The sequence below is a fragment of the Microbacterium sp. NPDC055442 genome, from assembly GCF_053644215.1.
In genome coordinates this window covers 59,447-78,225 of sequence record NZ_JBSHLF010000002.1, presented here as the reverse complement: position 1 = coordinate 78,225, position 18,779 = coordinate 59,447, and the positions used below count along the sequence as shown (strand labels likewise).

Below are 18,779 nucleotides of genomic sequence, written 5' to 3'. Positions count from 1 at the left end.
GACGATCAGGTCAGCGCCTCGTCGACGAGGGCGACGACGTTCTCGGTGCCGCGGCGCGTGCCGATGCGGGATGCCGCCTCGCGCATCCGCTCTCGCGTCGCGCCGTCGGCGAGCAGCGGCACGATCTCCGACCGCACCCGGTCGGGTGTGAACTCGGCGTCCGCGATGAGGCGTGCCGCGCCGGCCCGCACGGCCGAGCCGGCGTTGAGTGCCTGCTCGCCGTTGCCGACGGCGTACGGCACGTACACCGCGGGGATGCCCAGTGCGCTGATCTCGCTCACGGTCGCCGCACCGGCGCGTGCGACAATGAGGTCGGCCATCGCGAAGGCGAGGTCCATGCGGTCGACGTAGCGGCGCAGGGCGTAGCCGGATGCACCGGGGTCGGCGAGGTCGGAGCGCTCGCCCGTGACGTGCACGAGCTGCCATCCGGCGTCGAGCACATCGCGCCAGGAACCCTCGAGGGCCGCGTTGAGCCGGGCCGCCCCGAGCGACCCGCCGAACACGAGGAGCGTCGGCCTGTCAGGCTCGAGCCCGAAGTGCGCGGCCGCTTCGACGCGCAGCGCGGAGCGGTCGAGCTCGACGACCTCGCGCCGCAGCGGCATGCCCACGACACGGGCGCGCTTGATGGGCGTGCCCTCGAAGGCGACCCCGACCGACGCCGCCGAGCGGGCGCCGAGGATGTTCGCGAGCCCGGGCCGGGCGTTCGCCTCGTGCACGACGACCGGCACGCGGGCGCGGCGCGCCGCGACGTAGGCCGGTGCCGACGCGTAGCCGCCGAAGCCGACGACGACGTCGACGCCGCGGGCGCGGACGATGTCGCGCACCTGCCCGACGGCACGGCGGAAGCGCAGCGGGAAGGCCGCGGCATCCCGATTCGGGCGGCGGGGGAAGGGGACCTTGTCGACGAAGACGAGCTCGTACCCGCGCGCCGGCACGAGCCGGGCCTCGAGCCCCTCGCGGGTGCCCAGGACGAGGATCTGCGCGTCGGGCTCGCGCTCGCGCAGGGCGTCGGCGACGGCCAGCAGCGGATTGACGTGACCGGCGGTGCCGCCGCCTGCGAGCAGGTAGGTGCGGGGCGGGGGCGAAGAACTCACCGAGAGATCTTCGCACGCCCCGCTGGGACGACCCGGGATGCCGGGGGCGGCAGCGAGCGGGCGAAGGACAGCAGCACGCCGCAGGCGATGAGCACGGACAGCAGCGAGGTTCCGCCCTGCGACATGAACGGCAGGGGCACGCCGAGCACGGGGAAGACCCGGAGCACGACGCCGATGTTGATGAGCGCCTGCCCGACGATCCACACGGTGATCCCGCCCGCGACGATGCGCACGAAGGGGTCGTCGGTCTTGCGGATGACGTGGAACGCGCCGACCGTGAACAGGGCGAACAGGGCGAGCACGACGATGCACCCGATGAGTCCGAGCTCCTCGCCGACGATCGCGAAGATGTAGTCGTTCGCCGCGGCGGGGAGCCAGTCGTACTTCTCCCGCGAGTTGCCCAGGCCCAGCCCGAAGATGCCGCCGCCCGCGAGGCCCCACATGCCGTGCAGCGGCTGATAGCAGTCGTTGAGATAGTCGTCGAGGCAGTTCGGGTTGAGGAAGCTCATGAACCGGCGCACGCGGTCGGGGCTCGTGACCGCGAGGAACGCCACGGCGGCCGCCGCACCGATCGCCGGCAGCAGGAAGATCCGCAGCTTGACGCCGGAGAAGAAGAGGGCTCCGAGCACGATCAGCACGAGGATCATGGCGGTGCCGAGGTCGTCTCCGGCCATGACGGTGCCGATGACGAGGATCGAGACGGGCACGAGCGGGATGAACACGTGACGCCAGAGTCCCAGGAGCGTGCGCTTGCGGTACAGCACGTAGCCGACCCACAGGGCCAGGGCCAGCTTGAGGAACTCGGAGGGCTGCGCCTGCACTCCCCCGATCGAGATCCAGTTGCGGTTTCCGTACGCTTCGACGCCCAGGCCCGGCACGAAGACGAGCAGCTGGAAGATCGTCGCCCCGATGAGTGCCGGCCACGCGACGCGCTTCCAGAAGGTGATCGGGAACCGGCTCGCGATGAACATGAGCGGCACGCCGAGCATCGCGAAGATGCCCTGCCGGATCATCGACTCGAAGGGCGATTCCCCGATCGCCGCCGAGTTCGCCGATGTCGCCGAGAGGATCATGACGAGCCCGAAGATCGTCAGCAGCAGGGCCGTCGACGAGATGAGCAGGAACTCGCTCGGAACGGGCGCGAAGACCCTGCCGAGCGACACGCGCGCGGAGAGCCCGCGCTTGGAGGGGCGCTCAGGCTCGCTCGGTCGCGGGCCCTTCCGGGTCGACGTCGTGTCCGCCATCGGTCCCCCTCCCGAGCCGTTCTCTCACCGCATCGGCGAAGCGCCGGCCGCGGTCGGCGTAGGACGAGAACTGGTCGAACGACGCGGCGGCGGGGGCGAGTAGGACGACGTCCCCGTCACGCGCGATCTCGGTCGCCAGCTCCACGACCCGCGCCATGATGTCTTCAGTCTGAGCGGCGTCGACCTCGAAGACGGGCACCCCGCTCGCGTGTCGTGAGAACGCCTCGACGACCGACGTGCGCTCCTCGCCGATCACGATCGCGGCCTTGACCGACACGCCGCGCTGCGCGACGAGATCCGAGATGTCCACGCCCTTGAGCACCCCGCCGACGACCCACACGGCGCCCGGATACGCCGCGAGAGAGGATGCCGCCGCATGCGGGTTCGTCGCCTTCGAATCGTCGACCCAGGTGATGCCCGCCACCGACGCGACGACCTCGATGCGGTGCGGGTCGAGACGGAAACGGACGAGAGCGTCGCGGATCGCCGCGGGCGGCACGTCGAGCGAGCGTGCCAGCGCCGCGGCGGCGAGGATGTTCGCCGCCATGTGCGGAGCGGCCAGGCCCATCGATGCGAGGTCGGCCACCGTCGTCAGCTCGAGCGCGCTCGTGCGGCGGTCCTCGAGGAAGGCACGGTCGACGAGGATGCCGTCGACGACGCCCAGATCGCTGGGGCCGGGGACGCCCAGGTCGAATCCGATGGCACGCGCCCCCTCGACGACGTCGGCGTCCTCGACCATCTCGCGCGTCGCGACGTCGCTCTTGTTGTAGACGCACGCGACCCGGGTCCGGTCGTAGACCCGCGCCTTCGCGGCGCGGTAGTCCGCCGCCGTGCCGTGCCACTCGAGGTGGTCGTCGGCGAGGTTGAGGCACACGGCGGCGTGCGGCGAAAGCGGCTCCGGACCCGTCTGCAGCCCGAGATACCACAGCTGGTGGCTGGAGAGTTCGACGACGAGCGCGTCGAAGCCTGCCGGGTCCCGGACGGCGTCGAGCACCGGCGTGCCGATGTTGCCGACGGGAGCGGCGCGCAGCCCACCCGCGACGAGCATCGTCGCGGCGAGCCGGGTCGTCGTGGTCTTGCCGTTCGTGCCCGTCACGAGGATCCAGTCTGAGGCCGAGCCGTCGGAGCGCACGACCTTGTCGCGGACCCGCCAGGCCAGCTCGATGTCGCCCCACAGCGCGATGCCCTGCGCGCGCGTCCACTCGACGAGCGGATGCCGCGGCGAGAAGCCCGGCGAGGCGATGACGAGCTCGGGGGCGAACTCGATGAGCGGCTGCGGGGCGCTGCGCAGCGACCCTTCCCACAACCGCGCCCCGATGACGGGCACGAGCCGCGCGTATTCCTCGTCGGCCTGCTCCGTGAGCACGAGCACGTCGGCACCGAGCTCGGCGAGGGTGTCGGCGACCGAGAAGCCCGTGACCGACAGGCCCAGCACCGCGACGCGCAGTCCCTTCCAGTCGGCGTGCCAGCTCGTGAGGGATGCGAGGCGATCCGCGGTCATGTGCGTGAGAGCCATTCGACGTAGAAGAAGCCGATGCCCGAGACCGCCAGCATCCCCGCGATGATCCACATGCGCACGACGATCGTGATCTCGGACCACCCGCGCATCTCGAGGTGATGGTGGAACGGGCTCATCAGGAAGAGGCGTTTGCCGCGCGTCACCTTGAAGTACAGCCGCTGCAGGATGACCGATCCCGGGCCGATGATGAACACGCCCGCGACGAGCACGGCGAGCAGTTCGGTGCGCGTGAGGATCGCCATCGCGGCGATCACGCCACCGATCGCCATCGATCCGACGTCACCCATGAAGACCTTGGCCTTGGGGGCGTTCCACCACAGGAAGCCGACGAGGGCGCCGACGAACGAGGCCGAGATGATGGCGAGGTCGAAGGGGTTGCGCACCTGGTAGCACGCGGCCCCGAGATCGGGCGAGAGCGCGCCGCCGCCGCAGGCCTGGTTGAACTGCCAGAAGGCGATGAGGCTGTAGGCGCCGACGACGAAGATGCCCGCGCCCGCGGCGAGGCCGTCGAGGCCGTCGGACACGTTGACGCTGTTCGAGAAGGCCACACCGATGAACGTGATCCACAGCAGGTAGACGATCCAGCCCACGATGAGCCCGAGCGTCATGAAGCCGAGCCAGGGCACGTCACGGAAGATCGAGACGTACGGGGAGGCGGGCGTCTGGCCCGTGGCATCCGGGAACATCAGCGACGCGACGCCGAACGGCACCGCGACGATGACCTGCCCGAGGATCTTGCGCCACCCGGTCAGCCCGAGACTGCGCTGACGCCGCACCTTCATGTAGTCGTCGATGAAGCCGACGGCGCCGAACCCGACCATCATCCACACGACGAGCCAGCCCGAGATCGTGGGCGGGTTGTTGCCCGTATAGGTTCCGACGAGATAGCCGACGATCGCGCCGACGATGAAGATCGTGCCGCCCATCGTCGCGGTGCCGCGCTTCTCGCCGTGGCTCGGGTTGTGCACGTTGTCGGGCGTGCGGATGACCTGTCCCCAGCCCCACTTGCGGAACAGCCGCAGGAAGACGGGTGTGAGGAACAGCGTGAAGGCCAGCGAGATCGCTGCGGCAGTCAGGAGTGATCTCACGCGAACGATTCTCCCAGACGATCCCCCAGGAACCGCAGACCCGCCGCGTTCGAGGATTTCACCAGCACCCGATCGCCGTCGCGCAGCTCGCCCAGGAGGTAGTCGTACGCCTCGTCGGCCGTCGCGAAGAAGACGGCCTCGTCGCTCCAGGAGCCCTCGCCGACGGCGGCGAGGAAGAGTCGCCGCGCCTCGGTGCCGACGACGACGATGCGCGGGATGCGCAGCCGCACGGCGAGCTCTCCGATGCGGTCGTGCTCGTCGCCGGCATGCTCGCCGAGCTCGCTCATGGCGCCGAGGACAGCGACCATGCGCTGGTCCGGTCCCGTGATCTGCGCGAGGGTGCGCAGGGCGGCCGACATCGAGTCAGGGCTGGCGTTGTAGGCGTCGTTGATGATGCGGACGCGATCCGAGCCGAGCGGCTGCATGCGCCAGCGCTCGGCGATCTCGACCGCTTCGAGCCGCTCGATGCAGTCCACGAGCGGCACGCCGAGGGCTGTCGCCGCAGCGATCGCCGCGAGGGCGTTCATGATGTGGTGCTCGCCGAGAACGCGCAGGCGCAGCGCCGCCGATTCGGCGCCGACGGTCACCGTGCAGGACGTGCCGGACGCCGTCACGTCGAGGTCTGCCGCGCGCACGTCCGCGACGGGTCCGCGCCCGAACCAGCGCACGGCGATGTCGTGCTCGTGGGCGAGGGGCGCCATCGCTGCGACCCGCGGGTCGTCGCCGTTGAGCACGGCCAGACCGCCCGGGCGCACGGCGCGCACGAGCTCGGACTTCGCGAGGAACGTCGCCTCGATGCCGCCGAAGCCGCCCGCGTGGGCCATCCCGACCATGAGCACGACACCGACGTCCGGTTCGACCAGGCCCGCGAGCCGCGCGATCTCGCCCGGTCCGCTCGCGCCGAACTCGCAGACGAGGTATCGCGTCGATTCGGTGACCCGCAGCATCGTCAGGGGCGCGCCGACCTCGTTGTTGAACGAGGCTTTGGGCGAGACCGTCTCGCCCGCCGGCTCGAGGATGCGCGCGAGCATGTTCTTCGTCGTGGTCTTGCCGTTCGAGCCCGTGATCCCGATGACCCGCAGGTCGCCGCGCGAGCGCACGTCGGCCACGACGACCCGCGCGAGGTCGGCGAGTGCGGCGACGGCGTCGGGCACGACGATCTGGGTCACGGCCGCCGCGACGGGACGCTCGACGATCGCGAGCACGGCGCCGCGCTCGACGGCGGCATCGACGAACCGGTGCCCGTCGGTGGATTCGCCGGGCTTGGCGACGAAGATGCCGCCGGGCGCGATGAGGCGCGAGTCGGTGTCCACGGCGCCCGACACGATCGTGTCGACGGTGTCGGATGCCGCGAGGCGGAGGTCGCCGCGGACGGCATCCACCACACGGGCGAGGGTCAGGGCGATCATCGAGTCTCCGGCCGGATCAGCACTGCTCAGCCGAACTTCGGCAGCAGCGTCGGCGTCGTCGTGGACGGCATGACGCGGTAGGTCTTGAGCACCTGCGTCATGGCCTTCTGGAACGCCGTCGCGTTGGCCGCAGACGACTTTACCTTCGTCGGCTCGTCCATCGTGACGACGACGACGTACTCGGGGTCCTCGATGGGCGCCATGCCGATGAGGGTCGTGTAGTAGGCCCCGGCCTTGTAGCCGCCCGTCTCGCTGTCGTGCTTCTCGCCGGTGCCGGTCTTGCCGCCGACGCGGTAGCCGGGCACGCTCAGCTGCCTGGACATGCTGCTCTGCGCGATGACGTTCTCGAGCATGTCGCGCGTCGCCGACGCCGCCTCGGCACTCACGACGCGCGTGGGCTCGGGCGCATCGGGCTCGATGACGGTGCCGTCCGTCGTCGTGCACGATTCGATGAGCGAGAGGGGCATGCGCAGACCGTCGTTCGCGATCGCGGCGTACGCGCCGGCGAGCTCGGGCATCGTCGTCGTGAGCCCCTGACCGAACGACGTGTTGTAGACCGTCTGGTTGTCCCACGATTCCGCGGGATGCAGCGTGCCGCGCTCTTCCTTCTGATAGCCGACGTCGGTGCCCTGGCCGATCCCGAACCTCTCGAAGTAGTCGTGCCGGGTCTGCGCGTCGACGGTCTCGCTGAAGCGGGCGATCCCGGCGTTCGACGAATCCATCAGGACGCCCGCGAGCGTGTAGGTGTAGGCGGGGTGGTTGAACGCATCGTTGACGCGCGCGCCGTTGGCGAAGGTCTCGCGCCCGGATGCGATGACCGTGGAGGTCGTGGTCTGACCGCCGGCATCCACCACCGTCGCCGCCGTGAGCGCCTTGAAGGTCGAGCCCGGCTCGAACGTGCCGCGGAAGATCCGGCTCGCACGGTCGTCTTCTTCGGCCGCCGTCGGCTCGTTGGGATCGACCGTGGGGTATTCGGCCGCCGCGCGGATCTTTCCCGTCTTCGTCTCGACGACGAGGATCGCGCCGCTCTGGGCCTCCATGTTCTGCACCTGCTCGGCGATGAGTTGCTGCAGATACCAGTTGAGGTCGCGGTTGATCGTGAGCTGCAGCGTGCCGCCGTCGACGGCGGCGACCTCGCGCGCCGTGCCGGGGATCGTCACGCCGTCCTTGCCCTGCTGATACGTCAGCGACCCGTCGGTCGCCGCGAGGCACTGGTTCTGCGAGAGCTCGAGCCCCTCGATCGGCTCTCCGTCGGACGTCATGAAGCCCACCAGGTTGCCGCCGACAGCGCCGTCGGGATACGCGCGGGCAGGATGCGGCCCGCACGCGAGATACGGCACGCCGGTGTCGGCCAGTGCCCGGTACTGCTGAGTCGACAGCCCCTTGGCCAGCTGCGCGTAGCGCGAGTTCTCGTCGATGGCGAGTGCGTCGCCGACGATGCTCTGCACCTCGTCGAGGTCCTTGTCGATGATGCGCGCGATCTCGTGCGACACCTTCGACCAGGGCTTCGCGGTCGATTCGCCCTCGGCGACCTTCGCGTCGATCTGCGTGATGAGCAGCGGATCGAGCTGACAGTCGTATTCGACGATGCTGCCGGCGAGCGGCTGCCCGGTCTCGTCGACGATCGCGCCCCGGGTGCCGTACAGCGCCTGCGATGCGCGGAACGCCTTGTCCATCGAGTCCGCGATGTGCTCGTCGGCGCTGACCACCTGGATGTCGACGAGCCGCACGAGGAAGCCGCCGAGGACGGCGAGGACGACCGCGAGGGCCACGACGGTGCGGCGGCGCGTGCCGCGCGTGCTCTTCGTGGTCATGTGCTCAGTGTGTGCTCGGGGTGGGCAGTCCGTCGGTGATCGGCGGCGGTGTGTTGGAGACTCCGCCCGTGAGATCCGCGGGGGTCTCGACCGGGACCTGGGCGATCGTGGCATCGGGCGCCGTGATGAGCGGCGTCGAGGTGATGAGCGAGTTCGCGACGGAGCCGCGGTTGAACGCATCGACCGACGAGATCCAGGACGCCGCCTGGCCCGTGCCGAGAACGGCGCCGTCGCTCAGTCGCAGATAGCTGGGCGACTCGTCGATGACCATGCCGAGAGCAGCGGCGTTCGCGGCGAGGTACTGCGGCGAGCTGAGTCCGGCGAGATCGTCGGCGAGGATCTGGCGTTCCCAGGTCAGGTCGCGCTGCTCGCGCGTGAGCGTCGAGATCTCGTACGAGGTCTGCGTCGTGAGGATCGACAGGCCCATCTGCGCCGCGCCGATCAGGAAGGCGCCCAGCACCGCCACGACGCCGTAGACCAGACGGGGCCGGCGCCGGGGCGCCGCCTGTTCGACGACGCGAAGGCCGCGCCGCGGATCCCGGATCGGCGCGACGGTCGGAAGGGACCACGCCGTGGAGTCGAGACTCATGCGGCCTCCCTCACTCGCTCGGCCGCGCGCAGACGCACGGGGGTCGCGCGCGGGTTGCGCGCACGTTCTTCGTCGGAGGCCAGTTCGGCTCCCTTCACGAGCAGCCGGAAGCGCGCCGCGTGCTCGGGCAGCTCGACCGGAAGCCCCGGGGGCGTCTTCGACGTCGACGCGTCGGCGAACTCGCGCTTGACGAGGCGGTCCTCGAGGGACTGGTAGGCCATCACGACGATGCGCCCGCCGACGGGCAGCGTGTCCAGCGCCGCCGGGATGGCGCGCTCGAGCACGGACAGTTCGCGATTGACCTCGATGCGCAGCGCCTGGAAGACGCGCTTGGCGGGGTGGCCGCCCTGTTTGAGTGCCGCGGGGGTGGCGTCCTGCAGGATCTGGACGAGACGCCCCGACCGGTCGAGCGGCGCCTCGGCGCGCGCCGCGATGATGGCGCGCGCGTACCGACCCGCGAGCTTCTCCTCGCCGTAGCGCTCGAAGATGCGTCGCAGGTCTCCCTCGCCGTAGGTCGCGAGGACGTCGGCCGCCGTCGTGCCGCCGGTCTGGTCCATCCGCATGTCCAGGGGCGCGTCCTGCGCGTACGCGAAGCCGCGGTCGGCGACGTCGAGCTGGAGCGACGAGACGCCGAGGTCGAACAGGATGCCGTCGGCCGCGGCGTATCCGGCCGAGGCGACAGCATCCGCTATCCCGTCGTAGACGGTGTGCACGAGCGTCACCCGATCGCCGAAGCGGGCGAGCCGCTCCCCCGCGATGCGCAGCGCGTCGGTGTCGCGGTCGAGGCCGACGAGCCGCAGCCCCGGAAAGCGCTCGAGGAACGCCTCCGAGTGACCGCCCATGCCCAGCGTCGCGTCGACGAAGACGGCGCCGTCACGGTCGAGGGCGGGGGCGAGCAGCTCGACGCAGCGCTCGAGGAGGACCGGGGTGTGGATGTCGCGGAGGCTCATGCTGTCGGGGCCCTGCGGTTCCTGTGTCCTGATCCCCATCCGCTCCGACCTGGCACCGGGGAAGTGCGCCAGGGTGTGAGCGGCTGGGAGTCAGGACACAGGGGCCGGCTAGAACAGGCCCGGAATCACCTCCTGCTCGAGTTCGGCGTAGTTCTCTTCGTTGGCTTCGGCGTAGGTGTTCCAGGCGTCGGCGTTCCAGATCTCGGCGTGCGCGCCGACGCCGGTGACGACGAGTTCCTTCTCGAGGCCCGCGTAGGCGCGCAGCGGCGGCGGGATCGTGATGCGGTTCTGGCTGTCGGGCTTCTCGGCGCTCGCGCCGGAGAGGAACATGCGCAGGAAGTCACGGGCCTGCTTGTTGGCCAGCGGCGCTTCGCGGATGCGCTCGTGGACGCGTTCGAACTCCTGCGTGCTGAAGACGTAGAGGCAGCGGTCTTGCCCGCGGGTCACGACGACGCCCGAGCCGAGGTCGTCGCGAAACTTCGCCGGAAGGATGACGCGGCCTTTGTCGTCGAGCTTGGGAGTGTGCGTGCCGAGAAGCATCGGTCCACTCCTCCCCTGTCTGTCCGGCCCCCGCTGGAGTATCCACCACTTTACTCCACTTCACTCCACTTCACCATCGTTTTCACGTCGAGGACTCCCCCGAACCCCATTCCGCGCACGAAAGCGCACGAAAAAAGCACCGACCCGAAGGTCGGTGCTTTCGTCGGTGGCGCGGAAGCCCGCGCTCAGGTGGAGCGGATCAGCGCTCGCCCTGCCTCTTGTCCCAGCGGTCGCTCATGCGGTCCATGAACGACCCGCCGGCTGCCTGCGGCGACGGACGGGACGCCCGCTCGGGCGTCGGCTTGCCGAGTCCGCGAGTCGGCGTCACGGCGAGGATCACGCCGCCGAGCATCACGACGAACCCGATGATGCCGACGACGAGGAGCGAGGGGACGGCGACGCCGACGAGCAGGCCGCCGAGCCCCAGCAGGACGAGGATCGTCCCGTAGACGATGTTGCGGTAACTGAGCGTGCGTCCATCGCTCGATGCGCTCACGACGTCGGCGTCGTTGTGCATGAGATGGCGTTCCATCTCGTCGAGCAGGCGCTGCTCCTGTTCGGAGAGTGGCATGCATCCCCCTTGGCTGCTGGTCTTCGATGATTCTACGCGTCGCGTCAATCACTAGGCTAGGCCCGTGCAACACACCTCCGAGCCGATCGAGGCGGTTTCCCAGCGACTCGACACGTTCTTGGCGGCACAACGCGCCGCTTCCGCCCCTCTCGGCGATGAGGCGGGCCTCTTCGTCGAGGCGGCCCGCGCGGCTGCGAGCGGTGGAAAGCGCCTGCGCGGCCGGTTCTGCATCGCGGGGTGGAGGGCTGTGGAGGATGCCCGCAGGCCGGGGACTCCGATCCCGGATGCCGTCGCTTCGGCAGCCGCATCGCTCGAGCTGTTCCACGCTGCGGCACTCGTGCACGACGACATCATCGACAACTCGGACACTCGGCGTGGGCGCCCCGCGGCGCACCGCGCGCTCGAGGAGCTGCACCGCGCGGCGGCATGGGCGGGAGATGCCGCGAGCTTCGGGCGGTCGGGGGCGATCCTGCTCGGCGACCTGCTCGTGGCGTGGAGCGACGACCTGTTCGAAGAAGGACTCGATGAGCTCTCGGCCCCGGAGCGCGCACGCGCCGCCCGCCGCGAGTACGCCACGATGCGCCGCGAAGTGACGATCGGCCAGTTCCTCGACATCGCCGAAGAGTCCGCCTTCGTCGTCGAGCCCGACGATCAGCACGCCGAGCGAGCTCTGCGCGTGGCATCCTTCAAATCGGCCCGCTACTCGATCCAGCAGCCGCTCGCGATCGGCGCGGCACTCGCGGGCGCAGACGCCGATCAGCTCGCGGCGCTCGTCGCCTTCGGTCATCCCGCCGGCATGGCGTTCCAGCTGCGCGACGACGTGCTCGGCGTGTTCGGAGACGAAGCCGAGACCGGCAAGCCCTCGGGCGACGATCTGCGCGAGGGCAAGCGGACCGTCCTGATCGCCTTCGCCCGCGAAGCCCTTTCGCCGACGGCTCGGCGCATCATGGACGAACTGCTCGGCGACCCGACGCTCGACGCGGATCAGATCGCATCGCTGCAGCGCACGATCCGCGAGACGGGAGCACTCGACCGCCTCGAGGCGCTCATCGCGGACTACGTCGGCCAGGCGCGACGGGCCCTCTCCGGCGCGCGCCTCGACAACGCCGCGGTCTCGTCGCTGCGCGACCTCGCCCACGCGGCGGCCGTGCGCACGACCTGATCCGCGCTACGCCAGCGTAAGGGCCACACGCCGGACGTCGCCCTTGCGGCCGGCGCGCAGCGCTTCGATGGGCGCGAGCCCGATGGAATCCTCGTAGGTCAGGAGCCAGTCGATCATCTCGTCGTCGTCGAAGCCGGCGTCGTGCAGCACGAAGACCGTGCCGCGCAGCGACGGCACCGGCTGGCCGTCGATGAGGAACACCGACGGAACCTTGAGGCCGCCCTCGCGACGCGACCCGATCAGGTGGAAGTCTTCGAGGAGGCGCCGCACACGTCCGAGCGGTTCGCCGATCACCTCGACGAGGTCGGGCAGTGAGAGCCAGTCGGTCGGGATGCGCGGCGCGGTGTCAGCGTTCACGCCCCCATGATCGCACCTCTGCACGATCACGGTCGACACCACTTGAATCACAGCAGGCACATCAGCCCCTCGAGATGACACCAGTTGACAGCCGATTACATCCGTGACAGCGTTTTGGCGTCGATGAAGGGACCCGAAACCTGTGGACACCGCCGTCAAACCCCTCCGTGATCCGCGACCGCTCGTCGTGCCCGTCGCCGTGGCGGGATCCCTCGCCGTGATCCTGTCCTCGACCCCGGCGGCCGCCGTCGAACGCTCGTCCGAGCACTCTTCTTCTCCGTCGACGCGCACGCTCCCGGCGTCCGCGCTGCCGGCCGCGCGCTCCGCTGCCGTCGCACCGCCGACCCACACCGTGACGGCGGGCGACACCGTGAGCGGCATCGCCTCGCGCCACGGCCTGCGCACCGACGACGTGCTGGCGTTGAACGGACTGACCTGGAACTCGGTCATCCAGCCCGGTCAGGTGCTGCGCCTCAGCGGCGGGGCCGCCCCCGCGCCCACCACTCCCCACGGCACGTACGTCGTGCAGGCGGGCGACACGATCGTCGGCATCGCCGCCCGGCACGCGGTCACGACGCAGGCCATGCTCACCGCCAACAGACTCGACTGGTCGTCGATCATCTACCCCGGCCAGAAGCTCAGTCTCCCGGGCGCAGCGCCGGCCCCGGCCGCGCCGGCCCCGACCCCGGCACCGGCTCCCGCTCCCGCTCCCGCGGGAAGCCACACGGTGATCGGCGGCGACACCATCACGAGCATCGCCGCGCACCATGGCGTCTCGGTGCAGGGCATGCTCGATGCCAACGGGCTCGACCGGTCCGCGATCATCTATCCGGGTCAGCAGCTCGCACTTCCCGGCGCGCCCGTGCTGGCGGCATCCGTCTCGGCGGTCGTGGCGGGACTCGACGCCGAGCAGACGGCGAACGCCCGCATCATCGTCCAGGTCGGGCGTGAGCTGGGCGTACCCGATCGCGGCATCGCGATCGCGCTCGGCACGGCGATGGTCGAGTCATGGATCCGCAACCTCGACTGGGGCGACCGGGATTCGCTCGGTCTGTTCCAGCAGCGACCGAGCATGGGATGGGGCACGGCCGAGCAGATCCGCGACCCGCATCGTGCGGCGCGGGTGTTCTACGGTGGGGCGCACGACCCGAACGGATCCGCGACGCGGGGGCTCCTCGACATCCCCGGATGGCAGGACATGACGTTCGCCGATGCCGCCCAGGCGGTGCAGATCTCGGCGTTCCCGGATCGTTACGCGCTCTGGGAGCAGCCCGCGTACGCGTGGCTGGCAGCCCTCGGGTGACCTGCGACACCGGGTCAGAGGTGCGCCGCTGCCCGGGGACGCGCTCCGCGCTCCGTAGACTTTGCGCGTGAGCACGAGCCAGCAGACGGACCCGTTGATCGGGCGTCTCGTCGACGGCCGGTACCGGGTGCGTGCCCGCATCGCTCGCGGCGGTATGGCGACCGTGTACGTCGCGACCGATCTGCGGCTCGAGCGGCGCATCGCCCTCAAGATCATGCACGGGCACCTCAGCGACGACACCGTGTTCCAGAGCCGGTTCATCCAAGAGGCTCGCGCCGCCGCGCGGCTCGCCGACCCGCACGTCGTGAACGTCTTCGATCAGGGCCAGGACGGCGACATGGCGTATCTCGTCATGGAATACCTGCCCGGCATCACGCTGCGCGAGCTCATCCGCGAGCAGCGGCGGCTCACGGTGCCCCAGGCGATCACGATCATGGATGCCGTGCTGTCGGGCCTGGCTGCCGCCCACCGCGCCGGCATCGTGCACCGCGACGTCAAGCCCGAGAACGTCCTGCTCGCCGAGGACGGGCGGGTCAAGATCGGCGACTTCGGCCTGGCCCGCGCGACGACGGCGAACACCGCGAGTGGCGCGCAGCTGCTCGGCACGATCGCGTACCTGGCACCGGAGCTCGTCACGCGCGGCACGGCCGACGCCCGCAGCGACATCTACGCCCTCGGCATCGTGCTCTACGAACTGCTCACGGGCGAGCAGCCGTACAAGGGCGAGCAGCCGATGCAGATCGCGTACCAGCACGCGACGGACTCCGTCCCCCGGCCGAGCGTGAAGAACCCCGGCGTCCCCGAACCGCTCGACGAGCTCGTGCTGTGGGCGACGGCGCGCGAGCCCGACGATCGTCCCGTCGACGCGAGCGAGATGCTCGATCGGCTGCGCGAGATCGAGCGCGAGCTCGGCATCTCGCCGCAGGTCGCGCGGGCCACCGCCGCCGTCGGCATCGTGCGCGACGAGGGCCTCGCGTCGGGCGAGCTGACCCAGGTGCTGCCGACGACGGGTGCTCTGCAGACGGCGTCGGTGGAAGACACCGACCACGGCAGCCGGTTGCGCCGCGCCGCGCGGCGTCGTACGACGCGCGGCGTATGGATCGCGGTTCTCGTCGTGCTGCTGGCCGCCCTCACCGGCGGCACGGGCTGGTGGTTCGGCTCGGGTCCGGGCTCGCTGGTCGCGGTGCCGGCCGTGTCAGGGACCTTCGCCGATGCGCAGGCACAGCTCGCCGAGCATCGACTGATCGCGGTCGAACGCGGCGAGGCGAGCCGCGACGTGCCCGCAGGTCAGGTCATCCGCACCGACCCCGAGGCCGGGCAGCGCGTCGACCGTGATGCCGAGGTCGCCGTGTACATCTCGCTCGGTCCCGCTCAGGCGACGGTCCCCGCTCTCATCGGCTCGACCGAGGTCGATGCCCGCGAGACGCTGTCGAGTCTGTATATCGAGCCCGGCGAAGAGAACACCGAGTTCTTCACCGACGCCGCGGCCGGCACCGTCGTGGGCGTCATGGTCCAGCCCGCCGGCGGCGGAGACGGCATCCCGTGCGGCGACGGATGCACCGTGCACGAGGGCGATGCCGCGACGCTGTGGGTCTCGCTCGGACCCCTGCCGAACGTCGTCGGCGAGTCGGCGGACCGAGCACGCAGCATCCTCACCGATGCCGGTCTCGCGGTCGACGAAGCCGTCGCCGAAGAGTCCAGCGAAGAGATTCCGCGCGGCGATGTCATCCGCACGAGCGAACGCGAGGGCGAGGGATGGTGGCAGCCGGGCGACCGCATCTCGCTGGTCGTCTCGACGGGACCGCCGCTGTTCGAAGTGCCCGGCGTCATCGGCGCAACGCGTGACGCGGCGGCGCAGACCCTGCGCGATGCGGGCTTCGAGGTGAACTACTCGGCTCTGTGGAACGTCTGGCCCGATGCCCTGACCGAAGTGACGTCCCAGGATCCCGCCGGGGGTGAGCTGCGCGAGCGCGGCACCGCCGTCACCATCCAGATCACCGTCACCGGCTGACTTTTCCGCGAGACTGCAACGGGCGGCCGAGACTGCGGGGTTACCCCGCTGTCTCGGCGTGCCGTTGCAGTCTCGCGGTCAGGGGGTCAGCGCTTCTCGAGCTCTTCGGCGACGAGGAAGGCCAGCTCGAGGGACTGCATGTGGTTGAGGCGCGGATCGCAGAGCGACTCGTAGCGCGTCGCCAGCGTCGCCTCGTCGATCATCTCGGAGCCGCCGAGGCACTCCGTGACGTCGTCGCCGGTCAGCTCGACGTGGATGCCGCCGGGGAAGGTTCCCACGGCACGGTGGGCCTCGAAGAACCCGCGCACCTCGTCGACGACATCGTCGAAGCGGCGGGTCTTGTAGCCGGTCGGCGTCGTGATGCCATTGCCGTGCATCGGGTCGGTCACCCACAGCGGCGTCGCTCCCGAGTCCTTCACGGCCTCGAGCAGCGGCGGCAGCGCGTCGCGGATCTTTCCTGCGCCCATCCTCGTGATGAAGGTCAGACGACCCGGCTCGCGCTCGGGGTCGAGCTTGTCGATGAGGGCGAGCGCCGTCTCGGGCGTCGTGGTCGGCCCGAGCTTGACGCCGATGGGATTGCGGATGCGCGAGAAGTAGTCGACGTGCGCACCGTCGAGGTCGCGCGTGCGCTCGCCGATCCACAGGAAGTGCGCCGACGTGTTGTAGGGCGTGTCCGTGCGCGAGTCGATGCGCGTGAGGGGTCGTTCGTAATCCATCAGCAGACCCTCGTGGCCCGTGAAGAACTCGACGCGACGCAGCTCGTCGAAGTCGGCTCCCGCGGCCTCCATGAAGTTGATGGCGCGGTCGATCTCGTTCGCGAGGCGCTCGTAGCGCTGGTTTGCGGGGTTCTTCGCGAACCCCTTGTTCCACGAGTGCACTTCACGCAGATCGGCGAAGCCACCCTGCGTGAACGCGCGGATGAGGTTCAGCGTCGAAGCGGCCGTGTGGTAGCCCTTCATCAGACGCTCCGGGTCGGCCCGGCGCGACCCTTCGGTGAAGTCGAAGCCGTTGACGATGTCGCCGCGGTACGCCGGAAGCGTCACGTCGCCGCGCGTCTCGGTGTCGCTCGAGCGGGGCTTGGCGAACTGGCCCGCCATGCGTCCCATCTTCACGACCGGCATCGACGCGCCGTACGTGAGCACGACGGCCATCTGCAGCACCGTCTTGATGCGGTTGCGGATCTGGTCGGCGGTCGCTCCTGCGAACGTCTCGGCGCAGTCCCCGCCCTGCAGCAGGAACGCCTTTCCGGATGCTGCGCGGGCGAGCCGGTCGCGCAGATTGTCGACCTCGCCGGCGAACACGAGCGGCGGCAAGGTCGAGAGCTCGGCGGACACGGCCGCGACAGCGTCGGCGTCATACCAGGTGGGCTGCTGCTTGATGGGCAGAGTCCGCCAGTGATCGAGCGCGTCGAGGTGCTGAAGCATCCCCCGAGTCTATCCGCGCACGACCGACGCGAGAGCCAGGTGACGAGCCGTCAGGAACGGCTCTTGAGCCGGTCCTTGACGGTCGAGGCGTACACGTCATCGTACTCCTGCTCCCCCAGGCGCTGCAGCGCCACCATGATCTCGTCGGTGATCGAACGCAGGATGTAGCGGTCGCTCTCCATGCCGGCGAAACGCGAGAAGTCCAGCGGCTCGCCGATGACGATGCCCACGCGCGCGACGCGCGGTACGCGGGTGCCGATCGGCATCATCGTGTCGGTGTCGACCATGACGACGGGCACGACGGGCACGTGCGCCTCGAGCGCCATCCGGGCGATGCCCGTGCGGCCGCGGTAGAGCTTGCCGTCGGGGCTGCGCGTGCCCTCGGGGTAGATGCCGAGCAGGTCGCCGCGGCCGAGCACCTGAAGACCGGTGTTGAGGGACGCCTCCGAGGCCTTGCCGCCCGACCTGTCGATCGGCAGCTGGCCGGTCGCCTTGAAGAACATGCGCGTGGCCCACCCCTTCAGGCCCTTGCCGGTGAAGTAGTCGCTCTTCGCGAGGAACGACACGGGCCGGTCGATCATGAGGGGAAGGAAGACGGAGTCGACGAACGACAGGTGGTTGCTGGCGAGGATCGCAGCGCCCTGCGACGGGACGTTGCGTCGCCCGACGATCCAGGGGCGGAAGATCGCCTTGACGATCGGCCCGATCGCGACGTACTTCATGAGCCAGTAGAACACCCGGCTACCCCTCCTTCCGGGCACGCGCGGCGAGGTCGGCGACACCGATGACTCCCGCATCGTTTCCCAGCCGCGCGATCGCGAAATCCGCGACGGGGCGCTCGCCGACCGCGGGCACGGAACTCTCGTAGGCGGGGCGGACGAGTTCGAGAAGGTGCTCGCCGAGCTCGGCGACTCCCCCGCCGATGACGAAGAGCTCGGGATCGAGTACGGCCTGGAATCCGCCGCACGCTTCACCGAGTGCCGTCGCGACACGTCGCAGCGCCTCGAGTGCACCCGGGTCGCCCGCGAGTACGAGACGCGAGACGGCCGGTCCGGGGATCTCGCCGCGCTCGTCGCGGACCGCCGCGAGGGCGGCGCCGATGCCACCGGCATCCGCGATCTCATTCGCCTCACGCTGCAGCGCGCGGCCCGACGCGTACTGCTCGAGGCACCCCCGCTGACCGCAGCCGCACAGGCGGCCGTCACGCATGAAGCGGATGTGGCCGAGCTCTCCGCCGATGCCGTGGCCCCCGCGGAAGAGCTCGTCGCCGAGCACGACGGCTCCACCGACGCCGGTTCCCATCGTCAGCATCACCATGTGGTCGACGCCGCGGCCCGCGCCGAAGCGGAACTCCGCCCACCCCGCCGCGTTCGCATCGTTCTCGATCGTGACGGGACGAGGGATGCCGCTCTCCAAGGTCGCCTTGAGCGGTTCGTCGCGCCACGCGATGTTCGGCGCGTGGATGACGGTCGCCCGCTCGCGGTCGATGAATCCCGCTGCCGCCACGCCGACGGCCGCCACATCGTGGGACGCGATGAAGTGATTCGCCATGTCGATGACGGCTCGGGCGAGTGCATCGGTGTCGACGGGTGTGTCCACGCGGACGGAATCGATGATGCGCCCCTCGTCGTCGACGACGCCACCGGCGATCTTCGTCCCGCCGATGTCGATCCCGACTGTGAGCACGTGGTGTCCCTCATCCCG

Annotated in this window: 17 protein-coding genes; 3 read left to right on the top strand and 14 right to left on the bottom strand. The window is 70.1% G+C overall.

Going from position 1 to position 18,779, the window contains the following annotated elements; all coding sequences use genetic code 11:
- Nucleotides 1–5 precede the first annotated feature (5 nt).
- The 10 genes from murG to ACWIBS_RS04790 all read right to left on the bottom strand — a co-directional run bounded on the left by murG (nucleotide 6) and on the right by ACWIBS_RS04790 (nucleotide 10,818).
- Nucleotides 6–1,094 (bottom strand): undecaprenyldiphospho-muramoylpentapeptide beta-N-acetylglucosaminyltransferase, encoded by a 1,089-nt coding sequence (gene murG / locus ACWIBS_RS04835; protein WP_376126211.1) that lies wholly within the window; start codon nucleotides 1,092–1,094, stop codon nucleotides 6–8.
- Entirely contained in the window at nucleotides 1,091–2,338 is a 1,248-nt protein-coding gene (gene ftsW, locus ACWIBS_RS04830) for a putative lipid II flippase FtsW (protein ID WP_376126209.1), read from the bottom strand. The genes murG and ftsW overlap by 4 nt, the downstream gene beginning before the upstream one ends.
- Nucleotides 2,289–3,839: a UDP-N-acetylmuramoyl-L-alanine--D-glutamate ligase gene (gene murD / locus ACWIBS_RS04825; RefSeq protein WP_376126206.1), complete on the bottom strand. Its 1,551-nt coding sequence runs from the start codon at nucleotides 3,837–3,839 to the stop codon at nucleotides 2,289–2,291. The genes ftsW and murD overlap by 50 nt, the downstream gene beginning before the upstream one ends.
- Nucleotides 3,836–4,945 carry a phospho-N-acetylmuramoyl-pentapeptide-transferase gene (gene mraY / locus ACWIBS_RS04820; protein WP_376126204.1) on the bottom strand — a complete coding sequence of 370 codons (1,110 nt, stop codon included), beginning with the start codon at nucleotides 4,943–4,945 and terminating at the stop codon, nucleotides 3,836–3,838. The genes murD and mraY overlap by 4 nt, the downstream gene beginning before the upstream one ends.
- On the bottom strand, nucleotides 4,942–6,354 hold the full coding sequence (locus ACWIBS_RS04815) for a UDP-N-acetylmuramoyl-tripeptide--D-alanyl-D-alanine ligase (protein WP_376126201.1): 1,413 nt from the start codon (nucleotides 6,352–6,354) through the stop codon (nucleotides 4,942–4,944). The genes mraY and ACWIBS_RS04815 overlap by 4 nt, the downstream gene beginning before the upstream one ends.
- A gap of 26 nt (nucleotides 6,355–6,380) precedes the next feature.
- Nucleotides 6,381–8,168: a peptidoglycan D,D-transpeptidase FtsI family protein gene (locus ACWIBS_RS04810; RefSeq protein ID WP_376126198.1), complete on the bottom strand. Its 1,788-nt coding sequence runs from the start codon at nucleotides 8,166–8,168 to the stop codon at nucleotides 6,381–6,383.
- A 4-nt stretch (nucleotides 8,169–8,172) separates the two neighbouring features.
- A complete protein-coding gene (locus tag ACWIBS_RS04805; protein ID WP_376126195.1) occupies nucleotides 8,173–8,757 on the bottom strand; it encodes a hypothetical protein in 585 nt (194 codons plus the stop codon).
- Nucleotides 8,754–9,707, bottom strand: coding sequence for a 16S rRNA (cytosine(1402)-N(4))-methyltransferase RsmH (gene rsmH / locus ACWIBS_RS04800; RefSeq protein WP_376126193.1), 954 nt, complete (start codon nucleotides 9,705–9,707; stop codon nucleotides 8,754–8,756). The genes ACWIBS_RS04805 and rsmH overlap by 4 nt, the downstream gene beginning before the upstream one ends.
- 108 nt (nucleotides 9,708–9,815) lie before the next feature.
- Entirely contained in the window at nucleotides 9,816–10,247 is a 432-nt protein-coding gene (gene mraZ / locus ACWIBS_RS04795; protein WP_376126190.1) for a division/cell wall cluster transcriptional repressor MraZ, read from the bottom strand.
- Nucleotides 10,248–10,446: 199 nt separating this feature from the next.
- On the bottom strand, nucleotides 10,447–10,818 hold the full coding sequence (locus tag ACWIBS_RS04790; protein WP_376126187.1) for a DUF3040 domain-containing protein: 372 nt from the start codon (nucleotides 10,816–10,818) through the stop codon (nucleotides 10,447–10,449).
- 64 nt (nucleotides 10,819–10,882) lie between these two features.
- Here ACWIBS_RS04790 and ACWIBS_RS04785 point away from each other — a divergent pair, with 64 nt between their 5' ends.
- Entirely contained in the window at nucleotides 10,883–11,980 is a 1,098-nt protein-coding gene (locus ACWIBS_RS04785; RefSeq protein WP_376126184.1) for a polyprenyl synthetase family protein, read from the top strand.
- Nucleotides 11,981–11,986: 6 nt separating this feature from the next.
- Here the strand turns inward: ACWIBS_RS04785 and ACWIBS_RS04780 are convergent, their stop codons facing one another.
- Complete coding sequence (locus tag ACWIBS_RS04780) at nucleotides 11,987–12,337, bottom strand: Rv2175c family DNA-binding protein (RefSeq protein WP_376126182.1); 351 nt, start codon at nucleotides 12,335–12,337, stop codon at nucleotides 11,987–11,989.
- 142 nt (nucleotides 12,338–12,479) lie between these two features.
- On the opposite strand from ACWIBS_RS04780, the gene ACWIBS_RS04775 reads away from it, so the two are divergent.
- Nucleotides 12,480–13,640: a muramidase family protein gene (locus ACWIBS_RS04775; RefSeq protein WP_376126179.1), complete on the top strand. Its 1,161-nt coding sequence runs from the start codon at nucleotides 12,480–12,482 to the stop codon at nucleotides 13,638–13,640.
- Between the two features lie 67 nt (nucleotides 13,641–13,707).
- Entirely contained in the window at nucleotides 13,708–15,651 is a 1,944-nt protein-coding gene (pknB, locus tag ACWIBS_RS04770; protein ID WP_376126176.1) for a Stk1 family PASTA domain-containing Ser/Thr kinase, read from the top strand.
- An 86-nt stretch (nucleotides 15,652–15,737) separates the two neighbouring features.
- Here pknB and ACWIBS_RS04765 read toward each other — a convergent pair whose 3' ends face one another.
- Genes ACWIBS_RS04765 through ACWIBS_RS04755 form a run of 3 tightly spaced genes read right to left on the bottom strand, consistent with a single transcriptional unit; the run spans nucleotide 15,738 to nucleotide 18,761 of the window.
- Nucleotides 15,738–17,075 (bottom strand): class II 3-deoxy-7-phosphoheptulonate synthase, encoded by a 1,338-nt coding sequence (locus tag ACWIBS_RS04765; RefSeq protein ID WP_376126173.1) that lies wholly within the window; start codon nucleotides 17,073–17,075, stop codon nucleotides 15,738–15,740.
- Between the two features lie 50 nt (nucleotides 17,076–17,125).
- Nucleotides 17,126–17,812, bottom strand: coding sequence for a lysophospholipid acyltransferase family protein (locus tag ACWIBS_RS04760; protein WP_376126171.1), 687 nt, complete (start codon nucleotides 17,810–17,812; stop codon nucleotides 17,126–17,128).
- A 4-nt stretch (nucleotides 17,813–17,816) separates the two neighbouring features.
- Nucleotides 17,817–18,761: an ROK family glucokinase gene (locus ACWIBS_RS04755; protein WP_376126169.1), complete on the bottom strand. Its 945-nt coding sequence runs from the start codon at nucleotides 18,759–18,761 to the stop codon at nucleotides 17,817–17,819.
- Nucleotides 18,762–18,779: the final 18 nt, after the last annotated feature.

Bases quoted from the DNA above. Each gene is read 5' to 3' on its own strand.
- mraZ (WP_376126190.1), bottom strand. From the start codon at position 10,247: ATGCTTCTCGGCACGCACACTCCCAAGCTCGACGACAAAGGCCGCGTC.
- ACWIBS_RS04765 (WP_376126173.1), bottom strand. From the start codon at position 17,075: ATGCTTCAGCACCTCGACGCGCTCGATCACTGGCGGACTCTGCCCATC.
- ACWIBS_RS04810 (WP_376126198.1), bottom strand. From the start codon at position 8,168: ATGACCACGAAGAGCACGCGCGGCACGCGCCGCCGCACCGTCGTGGCC.
- ACWIBS_RS04805 (WP_376126195.1), bottom strand. From the start codon at position 8,757: ATGAGTCTCGACTCCACGGCGTGGTCCCTTCCGACCGTCGCGCCGATC.
- ACWIBS_RS04815 (WP_376126201.1), bottom strand. From the start codon at position 6,354: ATGATCGCCCTGACCCTCGCCCGTGTGGTGGATGCCGTCCGCGGCGAC.
- rsmH (WP_376126193.1), bottom strand. From the start codon at position 9,707: ATGAGCCTCCGCGACATCCACACCCCGGTCCTCCTCGAGCGCTGCGTC.
- murD (WP_376126206.1), bottom strand. From the start codon at position 3,839: ATGACCGCGGATCGCCTCGCATCCCTCACGAGCTGGCACGCCGACTGG.
- ACWIBS_RS04790 (WP_376126187.1), bottom strand. From the start codon at position 10,818: ATGCCACTCTCCGAACAGGAGCAGCGCCTGCTCGACGAGATGGAACGC.
- ftsW (WP_376126209.1), bottom strand. From the start codon at position 2,338: ATGGCGGACACGACGTCGACCCGGAAGGGCCCGCGACCGAGCGAGCCT.